This window comes from Cellulophaga sp. HaHaR_3_176 (assembly GCF_019021925.1).
GTDB lineage: Bacteria > Bacteroidota > Bacteroidia > Flavobacteriales > Flavobacteriaceae > Cellulophaga.
This window is the reverse complement of record NZ_CP058990.1, coordinates 1,238,637-1,264,618: the sequence shown is the minus strand read 5'-3', so window position 1 is coordinate 1,264,618 and position 25,982 is coordinate 1,238,637. Positions and strand designations below refer to the sequence as shown.

General features: G+C 30.9%; 27 protein-coding genes and 1 tRNA gene. 14 read left to right on the top strand and 14 right to left on the bottom strand.

Going from position 1 to position 25,982, the window contains the following annotated elements:
- Positions 1–29 precede the first annotated feature (29 nt).
- The 5 genes from H0I23_RS05340 to H0I23_RS05320 are packed head-to-tail and all read right to left on the bottom strand — an operon-like array spanning position 30 to position 5,613.
- Positions 30–458 carry a DUF1801 domain-containing protein gene (locus H0I23_RS05340; RefSeq protein ID WP_216785424.1) on the bottom strand — a complete coding sequence of 143 codons (429 nt, stop codon included), beginning with the start codon at positions 456–458 and terminating at the stop codon, positions 30–32.
- A gap of 11 nt (positions 459–469) precedes the next feature.
- Positions 470–2,437: a thioredoxin family protein gene (locus tag H0I23_RS05335; RefSeq protein ID WP_216785423.1), complete on the bottom strand. Its 1,968-nt coding sequence runs from the start codon at positions 2,435–2,437 to the stop codon at positions 470–472.
- On the bottom strand, positions 2,437–3,741 hold the full coding sequence (gene tilS, locus H0I23_RS05330) for a tRNA lysidine(34) synthetase TilS (protein WP_216785422.1): 1,305 nt from the start codon (positions 3,739–3,741) through the stop codon (positions 2,437–2,439). Before tilS ends, H0I23_RS05335 begins: the two co-directional genes overlap by 1 nt.
- A 33-nt stretch (positions 3,742–3,774) precedes the next feature.
- On the bottom strand, positions 3,775–5,073 hold the full coding sequence (locus H0I23_RS05325) for an anthranilate synthase component I family protein (RefSeq protein ID WP_216785421.1): 1,299 nt from the start codon (positions 5,071–5,073) through the stop codon (positions 3,775–3,777).
- 6 nt (positions 5,074–5,079) lie between these two features.
- Positions 5,080–5,613 (bottom strand): NADPH-dependent FMN reductase, encoded by a 534-nt coding sequence (locus H0I23_RS05320; RefSeq protein WP_216785420.1) that lies wholly within the window; start codon positions 5,611–5,613, stop codon positions 5,080–5,082.
- 133 nt (positions 5,614–5,746) lie between these two features.
- On the opposite strand from H0I23_RS05320, the gene H0I23_RS05315 reads away from it, so the two are divergent.
- Both H0I23_RS05315 and H0I23_RS05310 read left to right on the top strand, forming a co-directional pair.
- Entirely contained in the window at positions 5,747–6,940 is a 1,194-nt protein-coding gene (locus H0I23_RS05315; protein ID WP_216785419.1) for a heparan-alpha-glucosaminide N-acetyltransferase domain-containing protein, read from the top strand.
- 62 nt (positions 6,941–7,002) lie between these two features.
- Positions 7,003–7,233: a CDGSH iron-sulfur domain-containing protein gene (locus tag H0I23_RS05310; RefSeq protein ID WP_216785418.1), complete on the top strand. Its 231-nt coding sequence runs from the start codon at positions 7,003–7,005 to the stop codon at positions 7,231–7,233.
- Positions 7,234–7,370: 137 nt separating this feature from the next.
- On the opposite strand, the gene lpdA is transcribed toward H0I23_RS05310, so the two are convergent.
- Both lpdA and H0I23_RS05300 read right to left on the bottom strand, forming a co-directional pair.
- On the bottom strand, positions 7,371–8,777 hold the full coding sequence (gene lpdA, locus H0I23_RS05305) for a dihydrolipoyl dehydrogenase (RefSeq protein ID WP_216785417.1): 1,407 nt from the start codon (positions 8,775–8,777) through the stop codon (positions 7,371–7,373).
- 92 nt (positions 8,778–8,869) lie between these two features.
- Positions 8,870–9,328 (bottom strand): Lrp/AsnC family transcriptional regulator, encoded by a 459-nt coding sequence (locus tag H0I23_RS05300; protein WP_216785416.1) that lies wholly within the window; start codon positions 9,326–9,328, stop codon positions 8,870–8,872.
- A gap of 156 nt (positions 9,329–9,484) precedes the next feature.
- Between H0I23_RS05300 and H0I23_RS05295 the strand changes: the two genes are divergently transcribed.
- From H0I23_RS05295 to ribB, 11 genes are all read left to right on the top strand, one after another.
- Positions 9,485–10,690 carry an aminotransferase class I/II-fold pyridoxal phosphate-dependent enzyme gene (locus tag H0I23_RS05295; RefSeq protein WP_216785415.1) on the top strand — a complete coding sequence of 402 codons (1,206 nt, stop codon included), beginning with the start codon at positions 9,485–9,487 and terminating at the stop codon, positions 10,688–10,690.
- A gap of 86 nt (positions 10,691–10,776) precedes the next feature.
- A complete protein-coding gene (nhaC, locus tag H0I23_RS05290) occupies positions 10,777–12,273 on the top strand; it encodes a Na+/H+ antiporter NhaC (protein ID WP_216785414.1) in 1,497 nt (498 codons plus the stop codon).
- A gap of 255 nt (positions 12,274–12,528) precedes the next feature.
- Positions 12,529–13,173, top strand: coding sequence for a peroxiredoxin (locus tag H0I23_RS05285; RefSeq protein WP_216785413.1), 645 nt, complete (start codon positions 12,529–12,531; stop codon positions 13,171–13,173).
- Positions 13,174–13,255: 82 nt separating this feature from the next.
- Positions 13,256–13,570 carry a co-chaperone YbbN gene (locus H0I23_RS05280; RefSeq protein ID WP_216785412.1) on the top strand — a complete coding sequence of 105 codons (315 nt, stop codon included), beginning with the start codon at positions 13,256–13,258 and terminating at the stop codon, positions 13,568–13,570.
- Positions 13,551–13,808, top strand: a complete 258-nt coding sequence (locus tag H0I23_RS05275; RefSeq protein WP_216785411.1) for a hypothetical protein — start codon at positions 13,551–13,553, stop codon at positions 13,806–13,808. Before H0I23_RS05280 ends, H0I23_RS05275 begins: the two co-directional genes overlap by 20 nt.
- A gap of 133 nt (positions 13,809–13,941) precedes the next feature.
- The gene (gene tpx, locus H0I23_RS05270) at positions 13,942–14,448 is read left to right on the top strand and encodes a thiol peroxidase (protein ID WP_216785410.1); all 507 of its coding nucleotides are present in this window, start codon (positions 13,942–13,944) and stop codon (positions 14,446–14,448) included.
- Positions 14,441–14,809 carry a diacylglycerol kinase gene (locus H0I23_RS05265; protein ID WP_216785409.1) on the top strand — a complete coding sequence of 123 codons (369 nt, stop codon included), beginning with the start codon at positions 14,441–14,443 and terminating at the stop codon, positions 14,807–14,809. The genes tpx and H0I23_RS05265 overlap by 8 nt, the downstream gene beginning before the upstream one ends.
- Before the next feature lie 63 nt (positions 14,810–14,872).
- Complete coding sequence (locus tag H0I23_RS05260; RefSeq protein WP_216785408.1) at positions 14,873–17,269, top strand: DNA translocase FtsK; 2,397 nt, start codon at positions 14,873–14,875, stop codon at positions 17,267–17,269.
- Positions 17,270–17,276: 7 nt separating this feature from the next.
- The gene (locus H0I23_RS05255; protein ID WP_216785407.1) at positions 17,277–17,918 is read left to right on the top strand and encodes an outer membrane lipoprotein carrier protein LolA; all 642 of its coding nucleotides are present in this window, start codon (positions 17,277–17,279) and stop codon (positions 17,916–17,918) included.
- 73 nt (positions 17,919–17,991) lie between these two features.
- Positions 17,992–19,419: an LptF/LptG family permease gene (locus H0I23_RS05250; RefSeq protein WP_254073658.1), complete on the top strand. Its 1,428-nt coding sequence runs from the start codon at positions 17,992–17,994 to the stop codon at positions 19,417–19,419.
- Position 19,420: 1 nt separating this feature from the next.
- Entirely contained in the window at positions 19,421–20,539 is a 1,119-nt protein-coding gene (gene ribB, locus H0I23_RS05245) for a 3,4-dihydroxy-2-butanone-4-phosphate synthase (protein WP_216785405.1), read from the top strand.
- Between the two features lie 75 nt (positions 20,540–20,614).
- Here the strand turns inward: ribB and H0I23_RS05240 are convergent, their stop codons facing one another.
- Positions 20,615–21,250 (bottom strand): NAD(P)H-dependent oxidoreductase, encoded by a 636-nt coding sequence (locus H0I23_RS05240; RefSeq protein WP_216785404.1) that lies wholly within the window; start codon positions 21,248–21,250, stop codon positions 20,615–20,617.
- 281 nt (positions 21,251–21,531) lie between these two features.
- On the opposite strand from H0I23_RS05240, the gene H0I23_RS05235 reads away from it, so the two are divergent.
- Positions 21,532–21,616: transfer RNA gene (locus H0I23_RS05235), tRNA-Ser, on the top strand.
- A gap of 475 nt (positions 21,617–22,091) precedes the next feature.
- On the opposite strand, the gene H0I23_RS05230 is transcribed toward H0I23_RS05235, so the two are convergent.
- The 6 genes from H0I23_RS05230 to H0I23_RS05205 form a co-directional block, all read right to left on the bottom strand.
- Entirely contained in the window at positions 22,092–22,325 is a 234-nt protein-coding gene (locus H0I23_RS05230) for a hypothetical protein (RefSeq protein ID WP_216785403.1), read from the bottom strand.
- 72 nt (positions 22,326–22,397) lie between these two features.
- A complete protein-coding gene (locus tag H0I23_RS05225) occupies positions 22,398–22,628 on the bottom strand; it encodes a hypothetical protein (RefSeq protein ID WP_216785402.1) in 231 nt (76 codons plus the stop codon).
- 98 nt (positions 22,629–22,726) lie between these two features.
- The gene (locus tag H0I23_RS05220; RefSeq protein WP_216785401.1) at positions 22,727–23,578 is read right to left on the bottom strand and encodes a hypothetical protein; all 852 of its coding nucleotides are present in this window, start codon (positions 23,576–23,578) and stop codon (positions 22,727–22,729) included.
- Positions 23,575–24,453 carry an ATP-binding protein gene (locus tag H0I23_RS05215; RefSeq protein ID WP_216785400.1) on the bottom strand — a complete coding sequence of 293 codons (879 nt, stop codon included), beginning with the start codon at positions 24,451–24,453 and terminating at the stop codon, positions 23,575–23,577. The genes H0I23_RS05220 and H0I23_RS05215 overlap by 4 nt, the downstream gene beginning before the upstream one ends.
- On the bottom strand, positions 24,453–24,965 hold the full coding sequence (locus tag H0I23_RS05210) for a hypothetical protein (RefSeq protein ID WP_216785399.1): 513 nt from the start codon (positions 24,963–24,965) through the stop codon (positions 24,453–24,455). Before H0I23_RS05210 ends, H0I23_RS05215 begins: the two co-directional genes overlap by 1 nt.
- Position 24,966: 1 nt before the next feature.
- Complete coding sequence (locus H0I23_RS05205; protein ID WP_216785398.1) at positions 24,967–25,947, bottom strand: CBASS oligonucleotide cyclase; 981 nt, start codon at positions 25,945–25,947, stop codon at positions 24,967–24,969.
- Positions 25,948–25,982 lie beyond the last annotated feature (35 nt).

Here is a 25,982-nt window from a genome sequence, read left to right as displayed (position 1 = left end):
CAAAAGAAGTTGAAAATGAAATCTAAAAATTAGATGCCTAAAGTTGGTAATTGTTTTATGGTATGATATAGTAATGCAGCTTTTATACAACGTTTTAATTCTTTATTCGGAACAACATCTTCCAGATTAAAAACTATTGCTCTATTGCCTTCATACTTAAATGTACTACCATAAACCTCTTTAAAAGTAGTTACCAATTTACTAGTGCATTTAAAATACATCGCGTATTGCTCTGGAGTTTTCTCTTTCCAATCTATACGAATTGTACTCCCTTTTTTAGCGATATAGCTAGGTTCGCCCCATTTTAAGGTTTCTTCTATTTTTTGCACACTTTCAAGCTCGTTAGCTACTTCTAAAATAAGTTTTCTAAGAGCTTCAATTTTAGGTTTTATATGTTCAGGGTATGCATTGAAAATAGTATCTACTTTTGGATTTTTAAGCAACATAAAATTTTCCATACCAAATATTTTTACTTTTTAAAATTCTTCAAGCCTTTCAGTAGCCATGCTTTGTAAGTCTCTGCATCTGTATATTGTATTGAAGAATTTAAAACTTCTAATTCTGGTGACAATAAAACATAATAAGGCTGAGAGGCTGCATTAAAATTTAAAGTCTGAAAAGTTCCCCATTTCTGCCCTACTGTTTCAATTGTTTTTACACGGCCAGTTTCATATTTAAAGTCGAATTGTTCTAATTCTGGTAGTTCTTTTCTGTCATCAATATAAAGAGAAATTAATATGTAATCATCTTTTAATATTGGATAAATATCTGGCTCACTCCAAACATTCTCTTCCATTTTTCGGCAGTTAACACACGCCCAACCAGTAAAATCTAATAAAATAGGTTTATTTACCTCTTTAGCATAAGTAACGCCATCTTCAAAATCTTTAAAGCAAGTTACCCCTAACGGACAATCATTTTCTTGCTCTACTAAACTGTAAAACTCAGGAGGTGGAAAACCACTAAGTAATTTTAAATTAACCACTTTAACTAATCCTAAAACAAGATATATAACAAAACCAGCGCTTATTAAAGCTAATATTTTTCTAACAGGAGCTAATTTTTGTTTAGGGCCATCATGTGGAAAACGAATAATTCCCATTAAATATAGTGTCAGCAATAAGAATAAAACCACCCAAACACCAATAAACAACTCACGTTTTAAGAAACCCCAATTACCAACTAAATCAGCATTTGATAAGAATTTTAATGCTAGCGCAAGTTCTAAGAAACCTAATACCACTTTAACTGTTGTCATCCATCCACCAGATTTTGGCAAAGAATTTAACCATGCTGGGAATAATGCAAAAAGAGCAAATGGTAAAGCTAAAGCCACTCCAAAACCAAGCATCCCTGTCGATAAGTTAGTTGCCACATCGCCATCTGCTAAGGCTGTGCTCCCTAAAAGACCACCTAATATTGGACCTGTACATGAAAATGAAACGATAGCTAAGGTTACTGCCATAAAAAATATACCAATTACACCACCCGCACTTGAAGAAGCGCTATCCATTTTATTAGCCCAAGAACTAGGTAAGGTTAATTCATAATAGCCAAAAAATGAAAATGCAAAAAAGACAAATACGATAAAGAAAATAACATTTAACCAAACATTAGTAGCTATTGTATTTAGTATTTGAGAGTCTACAGAATCGAATAAATGGAATGGTAAACTCAATAAAAAGTAAATTAAAACTATAAAGAAACCATATAGAAGAGCATTCGTAACCCCCTTACTTTTAGTACCTGACTGTTTTGTGAAAAACGAAACGGTTAAAGGTATCATTGGAAAAACACAAGGAGTAAGCAAAGCTATAAGTCCTCCTAAAAAACCTAATCCAAAAATCATCCAAAGACTAGAACCTCCATCTACAGTATCTTCTAAACCATCGGTTAACAAGTCCTTGTTTTTTAAATCTAGTATCAGTGCCTCGCTTAAAATAGCACTACGTTCATCAATTGTCTTTTCTTCTAAATTTACAGGACCACCATCTAGTGCAAAAATAAACTCTTGTTCACCTGGTATGCAAACATCTTTACATACTTGGTAATACAAAAGAACCTTAACAAGGTTCACGTTAGCATCTAATATTTTAATTTTTTGAGTAAAAGTTAAGTGGTTTTTAAAATATGTTTCATCAACTTCAAAAATTTCACTAAACTCTGTTACTGTTTCGCTTTCTTTAGTTTTACCTAATAGCTCAATTTCTTCGCCAACTTTTTCAAAAATAAACTCACTAGGTTGTGAGCCACCTTCTGCTGTAAACTGAGAGTACACATGCCAATCTTTTAAAATATCAGCCTTTATAATTAAATCAAACTCAGTATCTGATATTTGATGCAACTCTTGAGTCCAAAGAACGGGCTCTTCTTCGGTTTGTGAAAAACCAATAAAACTCAATACGAGTGTGAATATTAATACGATTGCCTTATTCATTATTTTACTGTAAATTTTAATATGTTTTTTGTCTGGTTTGTTACTCTAAATCTGTTATCAAAACGTTTACCAATAACCCAAACAATATTATCTTCTGAACATAATAACCATTGTTCTTCTTTGGCTATTCTGCTATACTTTTCGTCTTTATAGAACTTACTTAGTTTTTTAACTCCTTTCATTCCAAATGGATGAAAATAGTCGCCAAATTTCCATTTTCTTACAATTAAAGGAAATTTTAAGCTGGAAACATCTGTATAAATTGTATTTAAATCTACTGTAACTACATTCGATATTAATTCAATTTTTAATTGAACTGGTATTTCAATTTCTTTTTCTCCTTCTTGAATAAAATAGACTTCAGAACCTTCAACAGAAAGCTCTTGTAATAATAAATAATTTCTATCTTTTAACAAACGGTGCGTGCTAGACAATAGCTCCTTCCCTGTCATTGCAGCCATTAAATCGATAACCGCTTGCACATCAACAAAACCATATTCTTTAAAAAAATGGTAGATATAGGTTTGTTTCGGGTTTAAATTATTTAAGCTTTCAATATTAATTTTTGTAATAGCACCTTCTTTAATGAAATGAAATGCTTTTGCTTTTTTTATTTCCTGTTCTAAAACCTGTGCTGTTTCGCCTAAATAAGACTGTGTATTTGAAAAATTTCTCAAAAACGTAGGATGTAATTCTTTTAATAACGGAACAATTTTATGACGTATTTTATTTCGTAGATATTTTGTTTCTTGATTTGATTTATCTTCCCGCCACTCAATAGCATTTTCTTTAGCGTAAGCTAAAATTTGGTCTTGAGAAAAATATAATAATGGTCTTGAAATGAAACCTGTTTTTTCAGGAATACTTGTTAACCCTTCTACACCTGTACCACGTGAGAGATTTATAATAAACGTCTCTAGATTATCATCAGAATGATGCGCTGTTACAAGAGTTGGAATATCATATTTTGCCATGATTTTATTGAACCAATCATATCGCAATTCACGAGCTCCTACTTGCAGTGTTACTTTATTTAAATTCATGTAATCAACTGTTTTAAATTTAGTTACATGGATTCCTACATTTTGTTTTTTAGCTAATTTTCTAACAAAATCTTCATCAATATCGCTTTCCTTTTCGCGTAATTGAAAATTACAATGAGCTATAGAAAAATTCAAATTTAAAGCTCTACATAAATACACCAAAACAACACTATCTACCCCACCGCTACAAGCTAAAAGAAAATGATTCTCTTTTAGATTATTGAAATTAATATCGATATGTTTTTTAAATTCTTCTAACACAATTACAAAAATAGATAAGTTAAAAAAGAAAAACTATTCAAGCACTTCACGCATTGCTTTTGCTTTCAATAAGCACTCTTGGTATTCAAATTCTGGTGTTGATTTTGAAGTAATAGCACTACCTACTGAAAATGAAACGTATTTTTTAGAGGCGTTGTATAAAATACTTCTTATAACTACGTTAAAATCAAAATCTCCTTCTGGTGAAAAATAACCAACTGAGCCACTGTACAAACCTCTTTTAAAAGCCTCTAGCTCCTCAATAATGGTCATTGCTGATACTTTGGGTGCTCCAGTCATACTTCCCATAGGAAACGTGTCTCTAATAATATCAACAGGATTTTTATCTTTTTTAACTTCAGCAACTACTGTAGAAATCATTTGATGTACTTGATCAAAACTATATATCTTACATAGCTCTTCTACTTCAACAGATCCTTTTGTTGCACTTTTAGAAAGATCATTCCTAACTAAATCTACAATCATAATATTCTCTGCACGCTCTTTCTGATCGTGCTCTAAATTGTATTTTAATTGCTCATCTTCTTCAAGCTTTTTTGATCTTTTTGCAGTGCCTTTTATAGGTTGAGAAATCACCTTAACACCTTCTTTTTTTATATACCTTTCTGGTGATGCACACAGTAAATATTTATCATCTAATTTAAAAAAAGAAGCAAAAGGAGGCGTTGAAATAGAGTTTAACCTATTATACACCTCTAAAGGTTTAATTTCTTGATTTTCAATATAAAACTCTTGACAAAAGTTAGATTCATACACAGCACCTTTATGAATATAATCTAACATTTTAGTTACCTGTTTAAAATACTCATCTTTAAAGATTCGCATTTTAATAGCTACATTTTTTTTATTAGTTTTTACTTCTTTTTTCCGAGCATCGAATGCGTATTCAAAAATCTCTTTATAATCACTTTCTAGCTCATCATCAACCATTAATAAATAGTCAAACTCTATGGTATTTTCTAATATTCGTATAATTTTTTTAGGCTGAAAAAAATACAAATCAGGAAACTCAATTCCATCAAAATTTTTAGAAGAAAGCCTCTCTACATTATTTTTTAAATCGTAAGTTAAATATCCAAAAATCCAATCTTTAGTTTCCGACTGGTACACCTTAAGGTCATCAAATGCATTACTAGTATCTGTTTTAATAGCCGTTAAAGCATCTACAGCTAAAATAGCTTCATATGTGCTATATTTTGATGAATGCTCGTTACTGTCTAACCAAGCTACTTCGTAAAATTGTTGAGCCCATCGTAAAAGTGCTTTTTTATAATCACCTCCTTCAATAGGAAAAGAAACTTTTTTTCGCAATGCTTATTATAATTTAGATAAAAAATCGCTTAATTCATTTTGATGTTGTTTGGCTAATACTGCATCGCTAATACCATTCGCTTCACTAAAATTAGCATCAAAAGAAGGTAATGAGAATGTAGAAACCACTTCTCCCCCAAATCTTGGCAATAATTTTTCGATACTTTCTAAAGCCCCTATAGCACCTCTTTTACCTGGTGACGTAGCCATTAAGAAAATTTTCTTATCTGCTAAGAATTTTATATCAACCCTAGAAATCCAATCTAAAACATTTTTAAAATAAGCTGAAGGTCCACCATTATGTTCGTTTACAGATAGTATAATAGCATCAGCATCTATAAAATAATCTTTAAGCTCTATTAAAGAGTTTATAAAACCTTTATCTTTTTCTTCATCATGACTATACATTGGAAAAGGGTAATTTGCCAAATTAATCAGCTTACAATCATGTTCTTTTACTAAGTCGATAGTATGATTTACTAATTTGTAATTGATAGAAGTTGAAGAATTACTTCCCGCAAATGCTAATATTGTTGCCATAACTGTTAAATTTTATTATTACAACGAAAATACCCTAAAAAGTGCGTATATGAACTAATTTTATCTAATTTTGCTATGGTGAAAATCCAAAGAGACTGTTTTACAAGTATATACAATATATTTAGTAAGTTAAATGATAAGCAAAAGCAACAGATTATACTTTATTGACGCAATGCGTGCGTGGGCTATCTTGATGATGCTACAAGGGCATTTTATAGATGGGCTATTAAACCCTGCTTTTAGAGATCATTCTAATCTATTCTATTCTATTTGGGAATATTTTAGAGGTATTACTGCTCCTGTTTTTTTTACTGTATCTGGCTTTATATTTACTTTTTTACTTATTAAGGGCGATAAAACTGGTTTTGACAACCCTAGAGTTTCCAAAGGCATTAAAAGAGGGGTGCAACTTATTCTTATCGGCTATCTATTGCGATTAAATATATGGGGCCTTTTAATTGGGCAAATTTATGATTCCTTTTATTTTGTAGATGTATTACACTGTATCGGATTTTCGTTACTAGGTATTATTTTTTTATATGTATTAACTACAAATTTCAAGAAGCTATTTCCTGTAATACTTATATCAATTACATTATTGTTATTTATTTTTGAACCTAACTATAAGCAGTTAACACATGCATATTTACCTGAATCATTAGCCAATTATTTTACAAAAGCAAATGGCTCTGTATTTACTATATTTCCTTGGTTTGGTTACGCCACTTGTGGAGCTTTTTTATCTATAATTTTTAACAAATTTAAAAACTATAAATACCTTTACCCTATAGCTATTACAACAGCAATAATTATTGGATTAGGCTTACTTTTAAAATCTTCTGATTTATTTTTAAATTTAGCTAGAACAACCAATGTTCAAGTGTTTGCTGACTTATTTTTTAACAACTACCTATTTATTAGATTAGGAGATGTTTTTTTAGTTTTTGCTGTATTTATGTTACTTAGAAACTTTTTCAGCAACCCTACTCTATTAAAAATAGGACAAAGCACATTGTCTATCTATATAGTTCATTACATACTTTTATACGGTAGCTTTATTGGTGTTGGTTTTTATTATTTTTTAAATCACACCTTATCACCATCAATTGTGATACCAGGCGCAATAGTGTTTATAATTACATCTACCTCTTTAGCATTAATTTACGAAAATAAAAAAGTAGTTATAAAATCTAACATTAATTCAATCATCGAAGAATTTAAAGAAGGCTCTGAGCCTTGGTTAGTTTTTACTTTTAAATTAACTAAACAATACCTATCTAAGGCTAAACATAGTGCCTTAAAGTTATTTAGATTAGTTAAGGATTAGCCTTCCCATTCAAAATATAACTTTGTTTCACATATCTTCACTTTTTAAATATAATTATAGATATGAGTGATAAAAAATTCTCTCCAATTGCGGTTGAACTTGAGAAAGATAAAAATTATAGCTGGTGTACTTGTAACCACAGTACAAACCAACCTTTTTGTGATGGATCACATAAAGCACAGAATGCAACACCACCAATGCGCTTTTCTTCTGATGAAGCTAAAACAGCACATTTATGTACTTGCAAACTAACTAGCAACCCGCCTTATTGCGACGGTAGCCACAAAAATTAATATAAAAAAAAGCCATCTTTTAAAGATGGCTTTTTTAGTACTAAAATTTAGTTATTTTGAGATTATTTATTATCATCTAAAAAAAAGCCTATTAAATTAAATATGAATTTAATAGGCTTTAATTTAAGAAAGTTACCTTATGCGTGTAACGCTCTATCTGCTGTTGCAGCTAATGCTGCTTCTTTTATAGCTTCTGCATATGTAGGGTGCGCATGACTCATACGAGAAATATCTTCTGCTGAAGCCCTAAATTCCATTGCTGTTACTCCTTCTGCAATTAAATCTGCAACACGAGCTCCAATCATATGTACACCTAAAACTTCATCTGTATTTTTATCTGCTAATATTTTAACAAATCCATCAGTGTCTCCACTTGCTCTTGATCTACCTAAGGCACGCATTGGAAAAGATCCTGATTTATATTCAATACCAGCTTCTTTCAATTGCTCTTCAGTTTTACCAACAGCTGCAACTTCTGGCCATGTATAAACTACACCAGGTATCAAGTTGTAATCAATATGTGGTTTTTGACCATCAAGTATTTCAGCTACTAAAGTACCTTCTTCTTCAGCTTTATGGGCTAACATAGCACCTTTAATAACATCACCAATAGCGTAAATATTTGAAACATTTGTTTGTAAATGATCATTTACTGCTATTCTTCCTCTTTCTTCCATTTTTACACCTGCAGCTTCTAAATTTAAGCCATCAGTATAAGCGTGACGTCCAACTGCTACCAAACAATAATCACCAGTAAAAGTAACTTCTTCACCTTTTTTATTATCCGCTTTTACAATTACTTCATCGCCATTACGCTCAACAGATTTTACTTTATGAGAAAGCTGAAATTTTATTTTTTGCTTTTTCATTACTTTCATCAATTCTTTAGAAAGCGCACCATCCATACCTGGAATAATACGATCCATAAATTCAACGACAGTAACTTCTGCTCCTAATCTTTTATATACTTGACCTAACTCTAAACCAATTACACCACCACCAATAACAATCATATGTTTTGGTATTTCTTTTAGCTTTAAAGCCTCTGTAGATGTAATTACTCTTTCTTTATCTAATTTAATAAATGGTAAGGTTGACGGCTTAGAACCTGTAGCTATAATTGTATTTTTAGCTTCAATAGTTTCTGTTTTACCATCATTTTTTTTGATATCTATGTGTGTAGCATCTTTAAAACTACCAACACCTTCAAAAACATCAATCTTATTTTTATCCATTAAAAAATTGATTCCCTTTGTAGTCATATCAACCACATTTGCTTTACGAGAAATCATTTTTTCTAAATTCACCTTAATTTCACCAGGAATTTCAATTCCATGCTCTTCAAAATGCTTCACTGCATCTTCGTAATGGTGAGACGAATCTAATAATGCTTTTGATGGTATACAACCAACATTTAAACAAGTACCTCCTAAAGTTGAGTACTTTTCTATAATTGCAGTTTTCATTCCTAACTGCGCACAACGAATTGCTGCTACATATCCTCCGGGTCCTGAACCGATAACGACTACATCGTATAAACTCATAATTTTGAATTAATTTTAAAAACTTAACAAAATTAGTACTAATTTCTGAGTTAAACTCGTCATAAGTTCTAAACTTATGTTATTAATTTGCATTAAATAGGTATAGATGTGGTATGCTTAACTTCTGTAATCACAAAAGAACTCTGTGTGCTACCAATGTGGCTAATTGCCGTTAATTTAGACACCATAAACTCTCTATACTCTTCCATATCACTTACGTGTATTTTCAAAATGTAATCATAATCACCACTTATATGGTAACATTCCACTACTTCCTTTAATTGTACCACTTCCTTCTCAAAACGTGAAACATAATCTTTTGTGTGCTGCACCAATTTTACATGACACAAAGCAGTAAATGATTTATTTGCTTGTTTCTTATTAATCAAAGCAACATATTTATCAATAACTTCTGTTTTTTCTAAACGCTTAATTCGCTCATAAACCGCTGTAACTGATAAATTTAATTTATTGGCATACTCTTTAGTTGTCTTTTTACAATCTTCTTGTAATAAACTCAATAACTTAATATCAACTTCGTCAAAATTCATAAAGATTATTTTTCATTAAAAATACAATTTTAAAAACCATTATAGTTTTTAAAACTAAATAAATATACTTATGTAGTTTTAAAAACTATTAAAAATAACATATATTGATAATTTAACATGATATCTATATTTTTAAATTCTTAATACTTTAGATATATGGACTACAAGGCAGCAAATAACTTACAGGATTTACAATATTTTGGAGAATTTGGAGGAGTCAACCCTTCTATTTCTGATTCTTCCACCTATACCTTTATATCTGCAAAAACAATGTTTGATACTTTTGAAGGTAACACAGAAGGTTGTTATTTATATAGTAGACACTCTACACCTTCTAATTTATATTTAGGGGAGGCATTAGCCGCGTTAGAAGATACTGAATCAGCAAATGTTTATGCTAGTGGTATGGGAGCTATAACTTCTGTTATTTTGCAATTATGTGATGCAAATGATCATATTGTGAGTAGCCGAACTATTTATGGTGGTACTTATGCTTTTATGAAAAACTTTTTAAAGAAATTTAATATTAAAACTTCTTTTGTTGATACTACAAGTATTGAAACTGTTGAAAAAGCAATTACGAAAAACACAAAAATGATTTATTGTGAAGCTGTCAGCAATCCTCTTTTAGAAGTTGCAGATATAAAAGCACTTTCTGAACTTGCAAAAAAATACAATCTTCCTTTAGTTGTCGATAACACTTTTTCACCTCTTTCAATAACTCCCACAAAACTAGGTGCTGATATTGTAATTCACAGTCTTACAAAATTTATAAATGGCACTAGCGATTGTGTTGCCGGTGTTGTATGTGGTACCATTGATTTTTGCTCAAGCTTAAAAGATGTAAACAGTGGAGCAGCAATGCTTTTAGGGAGTACATTAGATAGTTTAAGAGCTTCCTCTATTTTAAAAAATATGCGTACACTTCATATCAGAATGAAAAAACATAGTGATAATGCTCATTTTTTAGCTAAAAAAATGGAAAATGACGGCCTAAAAGTTTCATATCCAGGTTTAAACTCTCATTCTGGGAATAAAATAATGGCTAAGCAAATAAATGTTGAATACGGTTACGGAGGTCTATTAACGTTAAATGTTGACACTTTAGAAAATGCAAATGCTTTAATGGAGTTAATGCAAACTAAAAATATTGGCTATTTAGCAGTAAGCTTGGGCTTTTATAAAACACTTTTTAGTGCACCAGGCACTTCTACATCTTCTGAAATACCTGTAGATGAACAAAAAAAAATGGGACTATCAGAAGGTTTAATTCGTTTTTCAATAGGTTTAGATAATGATATTGAAAGAACCTATTCTATCATGAGAGAATGCATGGTATCTTTAAAAATTTTAAAATCATAAAAAAGTAACAATAGAAATACCGTATATAATTTCTTGCATGAAAACCGTCAAAATCGTATTATTACAGTATAACTAAGAGATACTTAATGCAAAACCAAAGCTTTAACCCTTCAGGTCCTGAGAATGAACATATTGTAGAAAACAAAGAATTAAGTATTTGGGAAGCTTTAATCCCTGTAATCATTTTAGTAGCCATGTTGGCTTACAATGTTTTTGTTTTTGGTGACGATGCTCTTAGTGGTTCAAATCAATTTATTTTATTATTAGGCGCTGCTGTAGCAGCTATTGTTGGCTTTTTTAATAAAGTATCGTACGAGCAAATGATGTCTGAAGTTGCAGAGAATGTTAAATCTACTACTGGTGCTTTATTAATACTACTTATGGTTGGTGCTTTATCAGGCACATGGCTAGTAAGTGGTATAATACCTTCTATGATTTATTATGGCTTACAAGTATTAAATCCAACTATATTTTTGGCCGCATGCGTTATTATATGTTCCATCATATCTGTTGCTACCGGAAGTTCTTGGACTACTTCAGCAACCGTTGGTATTGCTTTAATAGGTATAGGTGAAACCTTAGGTATATCATTAGGTATGACAGCAGGTGCTATATTATCGGGTGCTTATTTTGGTGATAAAATGTCTCCTTTAAGTGATACTACAAACTTAGCGCCTGCAATGGCAGGAGGTGAGTTATTCACCCATATTAAATATATGTTTTACACAACAATACCTACAATTACAATTACATTATTTGTTTTTATAATAATAGGTTTAAATATAGAAACCACAGGAAATACAGATACACAATCTATTTTAGACTCTATTGACGCTACATTTAATATATCGCCTTGGTTATTTCTTGTTCCTGTAACTGTTATTTTAATGATTCTTAAAAAAACGCCACCTCTTTTAGCATTGCTGATAGGTACACTTTTAGGAGGTGTTTTTGCTATCATTTTTCAGCCTGAAATAGTAATGAATATAACAGGAGCAAAAGCTTTAACTTTTGAGTCTGCCTATAAAGGAGTTTTAAACGCTATAACCGTAAACACTTCAATAGCTACTGAAAATGAAGTTTTAAATGATTTGTTTTCTTCAAAAGGAATGTCTGGAATGTTAGGCACGATATGGCTTATATTATGTGCTATGGTTTTTGGCGGAATTATGGACGGTATAGGAGCCTTATCAAGAATAAGTAGTGCTTTATTAAGTATGGCCGAAAGTACATTTAGTCTTTTTGCAAGTACTGTAGCTAGTTGTTTAGCATTAAACGTAACAGCTTCTGATCAATACTTAGCTTTAGTAGTGCCTGGTAAAATGTTTGCTAAAGCATATAAAGAAAAAGGATTAGCTCCTGAAAATTTAAGTAGAACCCTTGAAGATTCTGGTACCGTAACATCGGTACTTATACCTTGGAATACATGTGGTGCATACCATAGTGGTGTTTTAGGAGTTGGTGTTGGTGAATATTTTGTTTATGCAATATTCAACTGGTTAAGTCCTTTTATGACTTTATTATTTGCTGCTTTTAATATAAAAATTAAGCAATTAGTAACAACCAAAAAAGTAGAGTCATAAAATATCAATCATATAACTAAAACAGGGGTTACTTTTTAAAAAAGTTACCCCTGTTTTAGTTTACATAAGAGCTTTTAATTGCGATACCTGCAAAAAAATCAGGTAATAATTAACAACTTCTAAGCATTAGATCAAAAAATACCACACCATTACTATACACTATCGTACCATCAATTTTTCTAATACATTATAATTGTATTAGGCGAGTTAAGTGTTAATTTTGCTATTCAAAATAATAATAATAAAATTTATAATATGGCTATAGTAGGTAAAAAATTTCCAAATTTAAGCGTTAATGCTATGAACGATTTAGGAGATACTTTTAAACTAAATGTTTTAGAAGAAGCACAAAAAAACAACAAGAAAGTAGTTTTATTTTGGTACCCTAAAGATTTTACATTTGTTTGCCCTACAGAATTACACGCTTTTCAAGCTGCATTAGGTGAATTCGAAAAAAGAAATACTCTTGTAATCGGAGCTTCTTGTGATACTGCTGAAGTACATTTTGCTTGGTTAAGTACTGCAAAAGACAATGGTGGTATTGAAGGTGTTACATACCCAATATTAGCAGATAGCAACAGAAACTTAGCATCTACATTAGGTATTTTAGATATTACTAATGAGCAGTATGATGATGAAACTGGTGTTGTTACTGTTGACGGTGATAATGTAACTTACAGAGCAACTTACTTAATTGATGAAGAAGGTACTGTATTTCATGAAGGTATCAACCATATGCCATTAGGTAGAAATGTAAACGAATATTTACGTTTAGTTGATGCTTATACTCACGTACAAGAAAAAGGTGAAGTTTGTCCTGCAAACTGGGAAGAAGGAAAAGATGCTATGCAAGCAAATGCTAAAGGTACTGCTGCATACTTAGCTTCTCACGCAAACTAAGAATTACACTTTTAAAAGTGCTCAAAAAGTAATCTGCTTTTAAGCAGGTTACTTTTTAATATTCACTTAAAAAATAAATCTTATGATTTTAGAATTAGATCAAGATAACTTACAAGATATAATTAACCAAAACGATAATGTTGTGGTTCAATATTCTGCTACATGGTGTGGTAACTGCCGTATTATGAAGCCTAAGTTTAAAAAAGAAGCAACTACAAATGAGAACATCACTTTTGTAATTGCTGATGCAGAAAAGTTTCCTGAGTCTAGAAAATTAGCCAATGTAGATAATTTACCTACGTTTGCCGCTTTTTCTAAAGGAACTTTAAAAAAGCAAGTACAAACAAATAAATATGATGTTTTAAAAGAATTGATCAGTGAAGTTACCAGTAATTAAACACCTTACTAACTTTATCGAAGAAAACGATGAAGATTACGTAATCGAAACTATAGAAACATTAGAAGCTTTAACAGAAGTTTCTTCTTTAAAAGATGAAGAACTAGATGTAATTGGAGAGTTAATCTCTAATATGTACGGAGCTGTTGAAGTTCATAAATCTATAAAAGAAGGTACCCCTAAAAAAGAAGCCATAAATAACTTTATGCAAAGAGTTATGGGCTCTATAGATAAATAAAAATATACTATCCTATTATAAAAGTCTGTTTATTTAAATAAACAGACTTTTTTATTTCCTAAAATTTAAATCCTTAATTCTTATATATCACATATATATTTTTTAATTTCACGCAGAATTAAATAGAATTATCATGGCAACAGTTACATTAAAAGGAAATCAAATACATACATTAGGTACTTTACCAGAAATTGGTACAAAAGCACCTAGTTTTTCACTTACAAAAAACGATTTATCACCAGCTAGTTTAGACAGCTACAAAGGTAAAAAAGTAGTGCTTAACATCTTCCCTAGTGTTGATACAGGCACATGTGCACAATCGGTTAGACAATTTAATACAGAAGCTGCTGAATTAGATAATACAGTTGTTTTATGTATTTCTAAAGATTTACCATTTGCACAAACACGTTTTTGTGGTGCTGAAGGAATTTCAAATGTAGAAATGCTTTCTGATTTTAAAGATGGTAATTTCGGTACAACATATGGTTTATCATTTTCTGACGGACCTTTAGCTCCACTACACTCTAGATCTGTAGTTGTTTTAAATGAAGAAGGAAATGTAATTTATACAGAACAAGTTGCTGAAACTACTGAAGAACCAAACTACAAAGCAGCTTTAGAAGCTTTAATGGATGCCTAAAAAGGAATCATTTTTAGTAAATAGAATAAAAAGTGTAGGCTTCGCACTTCGCGGAGCCTTTCTTTTAATACGCACAGAAGCTAGTATTAAAATACAAGTTTTTATTGCCGTAGTTATGACTATTCTAGGTTTTTATTTTGATATTACCAATACTGAATGGATTTTACAAATCTTTGCAGTAGCATTGGTTTTAGGAATGGAAGGTATGAATACTGCTGCAGAAAAAATAGCTGATTTTATACAACCCGAATTTGATGAAAAAATCGGGTTTATAAAAGATATTGCTGCTGGTGCTGTTATGTTCGTATCTATTGCATCTATAATAATAGGACTTATTATTTACGTTCCTAAAATTTTTTAAAAAAAACAATACCAAAAGCTTAATCGGTAAATTCGTATTTTAGCCCAAAGAATACAAGATTTAATGGCAAAAAAGGCAAAAAGCTCAAAAGCAGCAGCTCCTAAAAAGAGCCGTTCTTATAAATTATCAAAACAAAACAAAATTATACTCGGTAGCTTAATTATGCTTCTGAGCATCGCTTTGTTCTTTTCTTTTATTTCTTTCTATTTCACTTGGCAAGACGATCAAAGCTTATTATCTGAATTTTCAGATCGAAACCAGCAAGCTAAAAATTTACTAAATAAATTTGGTGCGAGCGTTAGCCACTTCTTCATGTACAAAGGCTTCGGGCTAGCATCTATTATATTTACTTTTCTTTTTTTTATTACCGGATTACAACTTTTTTTAAGTCAGCAAAAGCAAGGACTTTTAAGAAAGTGGATTTGGGGATTAGTTTTTATTATTTGGATATCGATTACTCTTGGCTTTTTTGCAGAAAAAAGACCTTTATTAGGTGGAGTTATCGGTTACGAAATGAATGACTTTCTACAAGATTTTGCTGGTAAAGTTGGTGTTTTTTTATTACTGCTATTTGGGTTGGTAATTATACTTGTTCGCTTATTTAAACTAACGCCTGAAATGGCCAGCGAATATTTCAACAAAAAGAAAAAAGATATAACCTCTGAATTTAATACCACAGAATCTTCTGAAACTTACAGTGAGGAAGAAATTGAAGCACTTATTAAAAAAGAAGAGAAACAAGCTGTTGTAGATACTTACACTCATAAAAAAGACATTCCTGATATTAAGCCTGAGCCAAAACCAGAGGTTGTATCTAATGATTTTGAAATAAGTGTTCCCGAAGAAGAGGAATCCATTGAAATGGATAATCTTACTATGGAAGTCGAAAAAGTTGTTGAAGAAACAGAAGTTACCGATAATTTAGCAAGTAAACTTGTTGAGGATTATGGAGAGTTCGACCCTACCTTAGAATTAGGTAACTACAAATTTCCTACCATAGAATTGCTTGATCAACATGGTGTAACAGGTGGTATTACGATAAATCAAGAAGAATTAGAAGAAAATAAAAATAAGATTGTAGATACCTTAAAAAATTATAAAATTGGAATTGCACAAATTAAAGCAACCATAGGTCCTACAGTTACTTTATATGAAATTGTACCAGAAGCAGGTGTTCGTATTTCTAAAATTAAAAATTTAGAAGATGATATAGCACTTTCACTTGCAGCATTAGGTATTCGTATTATTGCACCAATACCTGGCAAAGGAACTATTGGTATAGAAGTACCTAACAAAAATTCAACGATTGTTTCTATGCGTTCGGTAATTACATCTGCTAAATTTCAAAAAGCAGAGATGGAACTACCTATTGCGTTCGGTAAAACGATTAGTAATGAAACATTCGTAGTCGATTTAGCAAAAATGCCTCACTTGTTAATGGCAGGTGCTACAGGGCAAGGTAAATCTGTTGGTTTAAATGCTGTTTTAACATCTTTATTATACAAAAAACACCCAGCTGAAGTAAAATTTGTATTAATCGACCCTAAAAAGGTTGAACTTACATTATTCAATAAAATTGAACGTCACTTTTTAGCAAAATTACCAGATTCTGAAGATGCTATTATTACAGATAATACAAAAGTAATACACACATTAAACTCACTTTGTATTGAAATGGATAACCGTTACGAACTGCTAAAATTAGCATTAGTACGTAATTTAAAAGAATACAATACCAAGTTTAAAGCAAGAAAATTAAACCCTAACGATGGCCACATGTTTTTACCGTACATTGTTTTGGTTATTGATGAGTTTGCCGATCTAATTATGACGGCTGGTAAAGAAGTAGAAACACCTATCGCACGTTTAGCACAATTAGCCAGAGCAATCGGTATTCACTTAATTATTGCTACACAAAGACCGTCTGTAAACGTTATTACAGGTATTATAAAAGCTAACTTCCCCGCCAGAATTGCATTTAGAGTAACCTCTAAAATAGATTCAAGAACAATTTTAGATGCGCAAGGTGCAGATCAATTAATTGGTAGAGGTGACATGTTGTACACACAAGGTAACGATGTCACTCGTATACAATGTGCTTTTGTAGATACTCCTGAAGTAGCAAAAATTGTAGAGTTTATAGGTTCTCAAAGAGCTTATCCAGATGCTCATTTATTACCAGAATATGTTGGTGAAGAAAGTGGCACAAGTATTGATTATAATATATCAGATAGAGATGTTTTGTTTAGAGATGCTGCTGAAGTAATTGTAATTGCACAGCAAGGATCAGCATCTTTAATTCAAAGAAAATTAAAATTAGGTTATAATCGAGCAGGTCGTATCATTGATCAATTAGAAGCTGCTGGTATTGTAGGTTCTTTTGAAGGTAGTAAAGCAAGACAAGTTTTAGTACCTGATATGGTAGCCCTAGATATGTTATTAAGTAATGAAAAAAAATAAAATGAAAATGAGAAAATTGATTGTTTTAGTAGCTTTTTTAACTTCTGCCCTTTCTATGGCACAAAATTCTTCAAAAGCAAAAACTTTGTTAGACGAAGTTTATACTAAAGTTAAAGCTTATGATAATATTTTTGTTGATTTTAAATATGCTTTAAATAATGAAGAAGCAAACATCAACCAAGAAACTAGAGGAGATGTTACCATGCAGGGCGATAAATATATTTTTAACTATTTAGGCGCTAAACAACTTTTTGATGGCAATAAAGTATACACTATTGTACCTGAAAATGAAGAAGTAACTATAGAGGATAAGTCTACTGATGAAAATACAATTACACCATCAAAAATGCTTACTTTTTATAAAACAGGTCATACTTACAACATGGATATTCTTCAAAATATACAAGGCAGAAAAATTCAGTTTGTAAAATTAATACCTATGGATACTAATTCTGAAATCAGATCTATATTATTAGGTATTGATATTGAAACAAAGCATATTTATAAATTAATTGAAACAGGTAAGAATGGTACAAAATCGACCATCACTGTTAATTCTTTTAAAACGAATCAGCCTTTATCAAAAACCTTATTTACTTTTGATGAATCTAAGTATAAAAACGACGGGTACTACATCATAAGAAATTAAGAAATTGAAAATTCTAGACAAGTACATTTTAAAGAGTTTTTCCTATAACTTCTTCAGTTCGTTTGCAATATTGATGCTCATCTTCTTATTTCAAACGATCTGGTTATTTATAGATGATTTGGCAGGTAAAGGTTTAGATATTTTTATTATCGCTAAATTTTTATTTTATGTAATGCCTAGTTTAATGGAAAAAGTACTTCCTTTAACAGTACTACTTGCCTCTATTCTAACTTTTGGTTCGTTTGCTGAGCACTATGAGTTTGCAGCAATGAAAGCCTCAGGAATATCGTTACAACGAGCTATGCGTAGCTTAATTGTTTTTGTAATGATTTTAGGCTTAGTTGTTTTCTATTTTGCAAATAGTGTTATTCCTGCCGCAGAACAAAAAATATACAATCTTAGAAAAAACATCAGTCAAGTAAAACCCTCTACGGCTATTGTTGAAGGTGCTTTTAGTGATTTAGAAGGTACAGACATGAATATGAAAGTAGATCGCAAATATGGCGAAAAAGAACGCTTTCTTGACAATGTTGTTATTCATAGAAAATCAAAAACTAAAATTAATAATACGGTTATAAAAGCAAATAGTGGCGAACTTATCAGTAGCGAAGGTTCTGATATTTTACAACTAGTTTTGCGTGATGGTAATTATTACGAAGAGATTATTAAGAAAAAAAGTACTGAAAATCGCAAACAACCCTTTGCCAAGTCTAGCTTTGAAGTATACACCATTTATCAAGATATATCTAAATTAGATGTTGATTTAGAAAAAGATAGAGACGTTACTACTGATAAGATGAAAAACGTACTCAGGTTAATTAAAGATGCTGATTCAATTAAAATAAATAACATTAGTGTTGTTAAAACTTTTTCAAAGAGTATTTATAACCGAATGGGTGCTTTTCAAAAACTATCTAGCACAGATAGTTTAGCAAAAACTAAAATGTTGAATGTAAGTGATGATTCTATTGCTTTCCGAAAAAAAATTATAGATACTTTAAATATTGTAAACTTATTTAAAGTTTACCAACAAGATCAGATTATTAATGCCGCTCATAATAATACTACCAATATTGTAAATTCGATAGATAGCAAAAAAAATGAAATAGATAGACGTTTTAAAATATACAACTTGCATATTTTATCTCTTCATAAAAAGTTTGCTTTAGCATTATCTTGTATCATATTATTTTTCGTTGGCGCTCCATTAGGTGCTATTATTAGAAAAGGTGGAATTGGCTTACCTATGATTATTGCAATCTTATTATTTTTAACCTATTATTTTATAGGCGTTTTTGCTGAAAATTATGCAAAAGAAGGTAGTATGAGCCCTGTATTAGGTGGTTGGACCTCTACTCTTGTAATGCTACCATTAGGCATTTTCTTAACGATAAGAGCCACGGCAGATAAAGGTTTAATAGACTTAGGAGGAATACCTCAATTCTTTAAAAATATTTTCAAAAAAATCACATCTTTTTTTAAACAAAAAAACAAAAAGTAGTATGCATCTAAATTCTATAGAAGAAGCTATTAATGATATAAAAAACGGTAAAGTTATTATCGTTGTTGATGATGAGAACAGAGAAAACGAAGGTGATTTTCTTGCAGCAGCAGAGCTAGCTACACCTGAAGTTATTAATTTTATGGCTACAGAAGGCCGTGGATTAATTTGTGCTCCCTTAACAGAAGGTAGATGTAGAGATTTAGGGCTACCTATGATGGTTGTAAACAATACTGATCATATGGAAACTGCTTTTACAGTATCTGTAGATTTAAGAGGAAAAGGAGTTACTACTGGTATTTCTGCTGGAGACAGGTCTAAAACAGTTATCGCATTAACCGATAATGAAACAAAACCACACGAATTATCACGCCCTGGACATATTTTTCCGTTGGTTGCTAAAGAAGGTGGCGTTTTAAGAAGAACAGGGCATACTGAAGCTGCAATTGACTTTGCCCGGCTTGCTGGTTTAAAACCTGCCGGTGTAATTGTAGAAATTATGAACCAAGATGGTTCTATGGCTCGCCTACCTCAATTAATGGAAGTAGCTAAAAAGCACAATCTAAAAATAGTTTCTATTGAAGATTTAGTAGCTTATAGAATGGAGCATGATAGTTTAATTGAAAAGAAAGAAGATTTTACAATTACTACTCGCTTTGGAGATTTTAGATTACGTGCATATAAGCAAACAACTAACGATCAAATACATATAGCACTAAGTAAAGGTACTTGGAAAAAAGGAGATGAAATACTTACCCGTATCAACTCAACTCTAATAAACAATGATATATTAGGCACTTTAACAAATAACCCTGACAAGAAATTAGAAGATATGTTTAATGCCATAAATAAAGAAGGTAAAGGTGCTTTTGTATTTATAAACCAAGAAAGTGAATCTTTAAATTTATTAAATAGGCTATCTATTTTAAAAGAATTACAATCAAAAGGAGAAACAAAAGCTCCTAAAATTGAAATGGATGCTAAAGATTTTGGTGTTGGTGCTCAAATATTACATGATTTGAACATTTCTAAAATACGTTTACTTACAAATACCATTCAATCTAAACGTGTAGGTATTGTAGGTTATGGTTTAGAAATTATAGACCATGTATCTTATTAAAAATAACAAGATAATTTATAAAAAAAGGTTTGCATTTAATTTTGCAAACCTTTTTTTATACAATATTATGTAAAATTACATATCAATAATTGTATTGTTTAAGCTTTTACGAACTTTAGCAAAACCTGCAAAAATATCATCATCTGCCCTGTACCCTACTGGAAGTAATAAAACAGATTTTAAATTTTTACTTTTTAAATCAAGTACTTCATCAAAAGCATTGGGTATAAAGCCTTCCATAGGACAAGAATCAATACCTTCTAAAGCACAAACTGTTAATAAATTACCAAGTGCTAAATAAGCTTGTTTTGTTGCCCAATTTTCAATCTCCTCTTTATTTTTAGCAGAAAAATCAGATATAAGAAATTCTTTAAAAGGATTTAAAATAGCATCTTCAGTATTTCGTATTTTTTTTACAAGTTTAAAATATGAGGTAATAAACTGTTCGTTAATTTCAGTTTCTGTACAAATAACTAATAAATGCGATGCATCAGCTACTTGTCTTTGTCCATAAGAGCTTTTTACTAAAGATTCTTGTAATTCCTTATTCCCTATCACTAGCAATTTTAATGGTTGTAAACCATATGATGTAGCTGTAAGGTTAAAAGCCTCTTTTAATATGTTTAGTTTAGCTTCAGATAGTATTTTTTGACTGTCAAATTTTTTAACTGCATAACGCCATTGTAACTTACTAACACTACCTTCTTCCATAATTCAAATAAAAAATTAAACCATCCTTAAAACATCTAAAAATAAGTGTTTAAACATTCATTTTACCTCTATTTCTAGTACAATATCATTTAATAACTTAATATTTACAAAGGTAGCCTATTTAAATATTTTTCATTTAAGAAGTTGATTGGTAAATAGATACCTTAAAAAGAAAAGAAGTTTTAAAAAAAGTATAAAATTAATTTAGAATACTTTGATTTTTTTCAAAAAAGGTTCTTATATTTGCAGCCGCATTCAGGGAATACCTGATGAGGCACTCAGGAGAATTGGCAGAGTGGTCGAATGCGGCAGTCTTGAAAACTGTTGAGGGTCACACCTCCGGGGGTTCGAATCCCTCATTCTCCGCTTAGAGCAAAGCTCAATATCGAAAGATATTGGGCTTTTTTATTTTAAGACATGTCAAGAACTACGTTCTTGTAAATAGATTAAAATAAAAAAGCCCGTAAATTGCGCTAGCAATTTGAGCTTTATTGTCACGTGCGGAGACCCAGGGATGCACGAAGTGAATCCCGGAACTTGAAAAACAAAATAAAAAAGCCCATAAATTGCGTTAGCAATTTGAGCTTTATTGTCAGGTGCGGAAAACAAGGGATGCACGAAGTGAACCCCTCATTCTCCGCAGAAAAGCCCCGAAACAGCAATGTTTACGGGGCTTTATTTTTGAAGGTGTTGAATTGGGTGTTGTATGTGTTAGCTTTAAAGGAATTTCCTTTATTCAAATTATGTTTTAATTTGATAAGTTCAAACAGTATTATTTCAATAAATAAAAGTTAATTTGTTGCTGATCTAATGGTAAATTATTCCATAGAATACCCAAGTTTTAGGCTGGATCAGTTTTCTTTCCATCAAAATCACCTACTCTAAGTAATCTCACTTTTAAGTTCTTACTATTTAATTCTAAAATTTTAAAAGTATATATGCTAACTACTTTATAATAATTGAGATAAAAAAGCTTAACAACTGTATTAAAACTTTCTTTATTACATAGAATACTTGAACATGCTAAACCATGTTGACTTATTTCAGTTCCAATATCATTAATTAAATTTTCCATAATACATCTTACCACTGCATTACTTAATTAGTAAATAAAGCATTTTTTTTAATTTTTTATGAAATAATTCATCTACAAGTTGCCAAGTTTATTGAATGTGCCGCGGTCTTCCGGATTCATCTTTTCCATCATTCCTTTTAAAATCGAAATCTCTCTAAAATACATATAACTAACTGGACTAATTTTATGTTCAAAAAGCTTAACATCTAATAAACTCTCAAAATTAGCTACAGAAACTAATAAACCGATTTCTGGACGACTTTCCAGAATAGCTGTCCCAAGTTCATTGGTACAATAAAACATGGACTCTTTATTATTATTATTATTACATCTTCCTCTAGAAAAAACATGTGATTGTAGTGTTCATTTAAATTTTAAATAGATAAGGTTACAACTAATAATTATAATTTAGTCCAATTCATATTTAATGCCCATTTCGTATGCTGACCAATGTCATATTTTTTATTCTTATTAATCGAATCATACCCTAATGAATCTATTAAATTTGAACTTGCCCATTTTATTTTAGCTGAATCACCTTTCTTCAATAACACCTTTAATTCTTGTCTCTGTTCTGGTGTTGGAACTAAATCTAATATATCATATTGCAAAATTTCATAACAATCGTCCCATCCTGGTGTTCTTTTAATAGGTGTTAAAACTTTTCCTCTGTAATTATAATTCACATATGGAAAATTTTCTAGTGATAGAAAACTCTCTCCATCGTTCACTATTAGTTCTTCATAAAACTCTCTCCAATGACTAACTTCTCTATCTACGCCTTTATTAAACCAGTCTAAAAATTTCATTGCATTTTTAGCAGGTATGAATAATGCGAAATCGTCTTTCATAACACCGCTATTTGGTAATTTAGGGTCGTCTACTGCATCAAAATCTGTTTTCAACTTAGACCTTGTGTCATCAAGTATCTTATACTTACCTCCAACAAGTTGAAAATGGCCATAATTATTATTTTTAACTAATAAATATTTATCCTCAACTTTAATTCTATATAAATAAGACATTGAAAATCTTATTTTTTTACCGCGTACAGCCAAATATTTGCTAAAAATAGACATCCATAACCTTTTTCTATTAGTATAGATAAATTCTAGTAGAAGCCCAATCAAGGTAAGTAAACCTACAATACCGTACCATATTACTTCTTTCTGAAAATTTGACCCTTCAAGCTTAGTGTAGCCAATTATTATAAATCCTATAGCAATTAATGCTTGTATAATTTTTCTAATCATATTATTTCTGGGCTTGGTTTAACATTATTAATTGTTTCTTTTAAAATATCGAAGGATAAAGGTTTATGAGGATAAGCCATAGCTACCGCTTCAGGAAGTACTTTTAATCTAACATCAGAGAACGAATACCCTAATTCGCCATCTTTCATGGATAGTTTTGCTAATTCATTTAATTCTTCTTCTGTTAAATTTAGACCTTTGAGACTCTGAGCATATAATTCTTTATACTCTTCCTCAGTAGGACGTTTAAACTCTAATACTATAGCAGCTCTTCTTAATATGGCTTCATCAATAAAATGAAGTCTATTTGTTGACATAAAAATTATAGCTCTTCCATCCATCTCCCTAATCTCATCAATTTTCTGAATGAGCGTATTTACTGCAGCTTTTTCTTCTTGATGCATTTGACCTGTAGCTCTTGTTGTAGCAATAGCATCAGCTTCATCTATTAATAAAAAAGCCAAACGACGTTTACCTGCTTGTGTTTTTAATTGTGAAAAAGCATCATTTACCAGTTTACCCATTTCACCGTGCATACCTTCACCACGTACACGAGTACTTAGTTTTAAAAAGTATCCTTCTTTACCTAATTCTCTCGTCATTTTATCTGCAATGCTTGTTGCGGATATCGTTTTTCCTGTACCTGCATCGCCTGCTAAAATTATCAACGGATACTTGTCTTTTAACTGAGAAATGATAGGCAAATCTACTTTATGATATTTCTTACTCCAATCAGATAAACTTCCTTGATCTAGTAAAAGTTTTAGATTATTATAAATTCTATCAAATTTAGATTGAAAACCTACTAGGTTTTCTGTCTGTTTTTGTACCTCAGCACTAGGAAGTGTAATAATATTGTCGAATATTTCTGCCATTATTTAAAATTTGTTTTTTGTACTTCGTATGTTTTGCTTCCATATAACTGAGCATTATCTGAACTTAAATGTGAGAATGATAAATCTTCCGATGTACTTGACCATCTGAATTCAAAATCATTAGTGAATTTACTTTGTTGCTCACTCGTTAATGCGTGCCAAGAAGATGTATAACTTAGTATAACTGTCAAGTAAGTGTCAGCATCTGCAGGCCAATCATAATTTTTACCAGCTCTATCACCCTCATTAGTGTTACCATTATCGTTAACTGTAAATTTTGCAGCACGAATTTGATACCCTGTATTATTCCTTTTTAAAATTATTGTTACACAGGATAGATATTTGCTTTCTGCAAGTTTTAGTATGTCTTTACCTAACCTATCAACATAATCTATGTCCCATTTGCCAGTTCTTCTAGCAATCATTCTTATATCAGCTATACAGTTTTCGAATGTCTTACGAATATCAGTAACTGTATATGTACTAGTTCTTGTTGTAGTGTTATAACTCATCTTATTTTATGTTAAATGTTGGACCAAAAACAGATTTCCATTCATTAATGGTATCACCCTCATTATTTCTATCTTGAGCTAGATTTAGAGTGTCAAATGCTTCTGCAGCTTCTTCTTTGATTTCATTCCATTTGGAATTATTTATTTTCTTAGCCGCATTGTTTTCATTATTTGTGTCATCTGCTATATAAATAGCTGAATTGTAGTAAGGAATATTATTTATTGCATGCGTAAATTGTATGTCTGGAAATGTTGATTCGCTTAAGAATTGGAAAAATCTAATTATAGCTTCTTCTATATTTGTCTCAATACCTTTAGTTAAATCTAAATAACCTACTATTAATTCAATAGCGAAAGAGGAAATACCACCCTCATCTTCATAGGGATAAAGTTCTTTCTCATTTTTCCACCATTTAAGAGCTCTTACTATGGATGTATAACTTGGATTAGCTTTTCTTAGGCTTAGAGAAAAATCAAGATGATTCTCTACACTAGTTATATATTTACCACCACCTCCACGCTGTGGTTGCCAAACATAATTTTCTAGACTACTTAGAGGTACGACCGGAACAATATCTACTTCTAAACCAGAACCACTAAACCTTATCGTGATTGCTTTTGTATTACCCTCTGCATCAACATCGTTATGTATATCTTTTGTAGGGTATATTTCTTCAAGGTATCTAACAATATAGTCATGAACTTTTTTAAGATCGTTCTGGATATTCTCATCACCTGTAACGAAAAGCACTAAATCTATATCTATTGGATTATCGCCTGTAGCTTTTAAAATTGTACGCTTTTTCCAGGAACCGGCAAGCAAGTATTTAGATACTTTCATCCCCGTACCTTCGTCATTTTTAATTTTGTCTTCTAGCTTGGATTTCAGGTTATTAATCTGATCACGGTATTTCGACATGTTTTCATTTTGTAGTTTTATTTTATCTACAAAATGACCTAACTCATTATTATTTAACTTCATTTATAAACAGTATTTAAGATTAATACTGCAATATT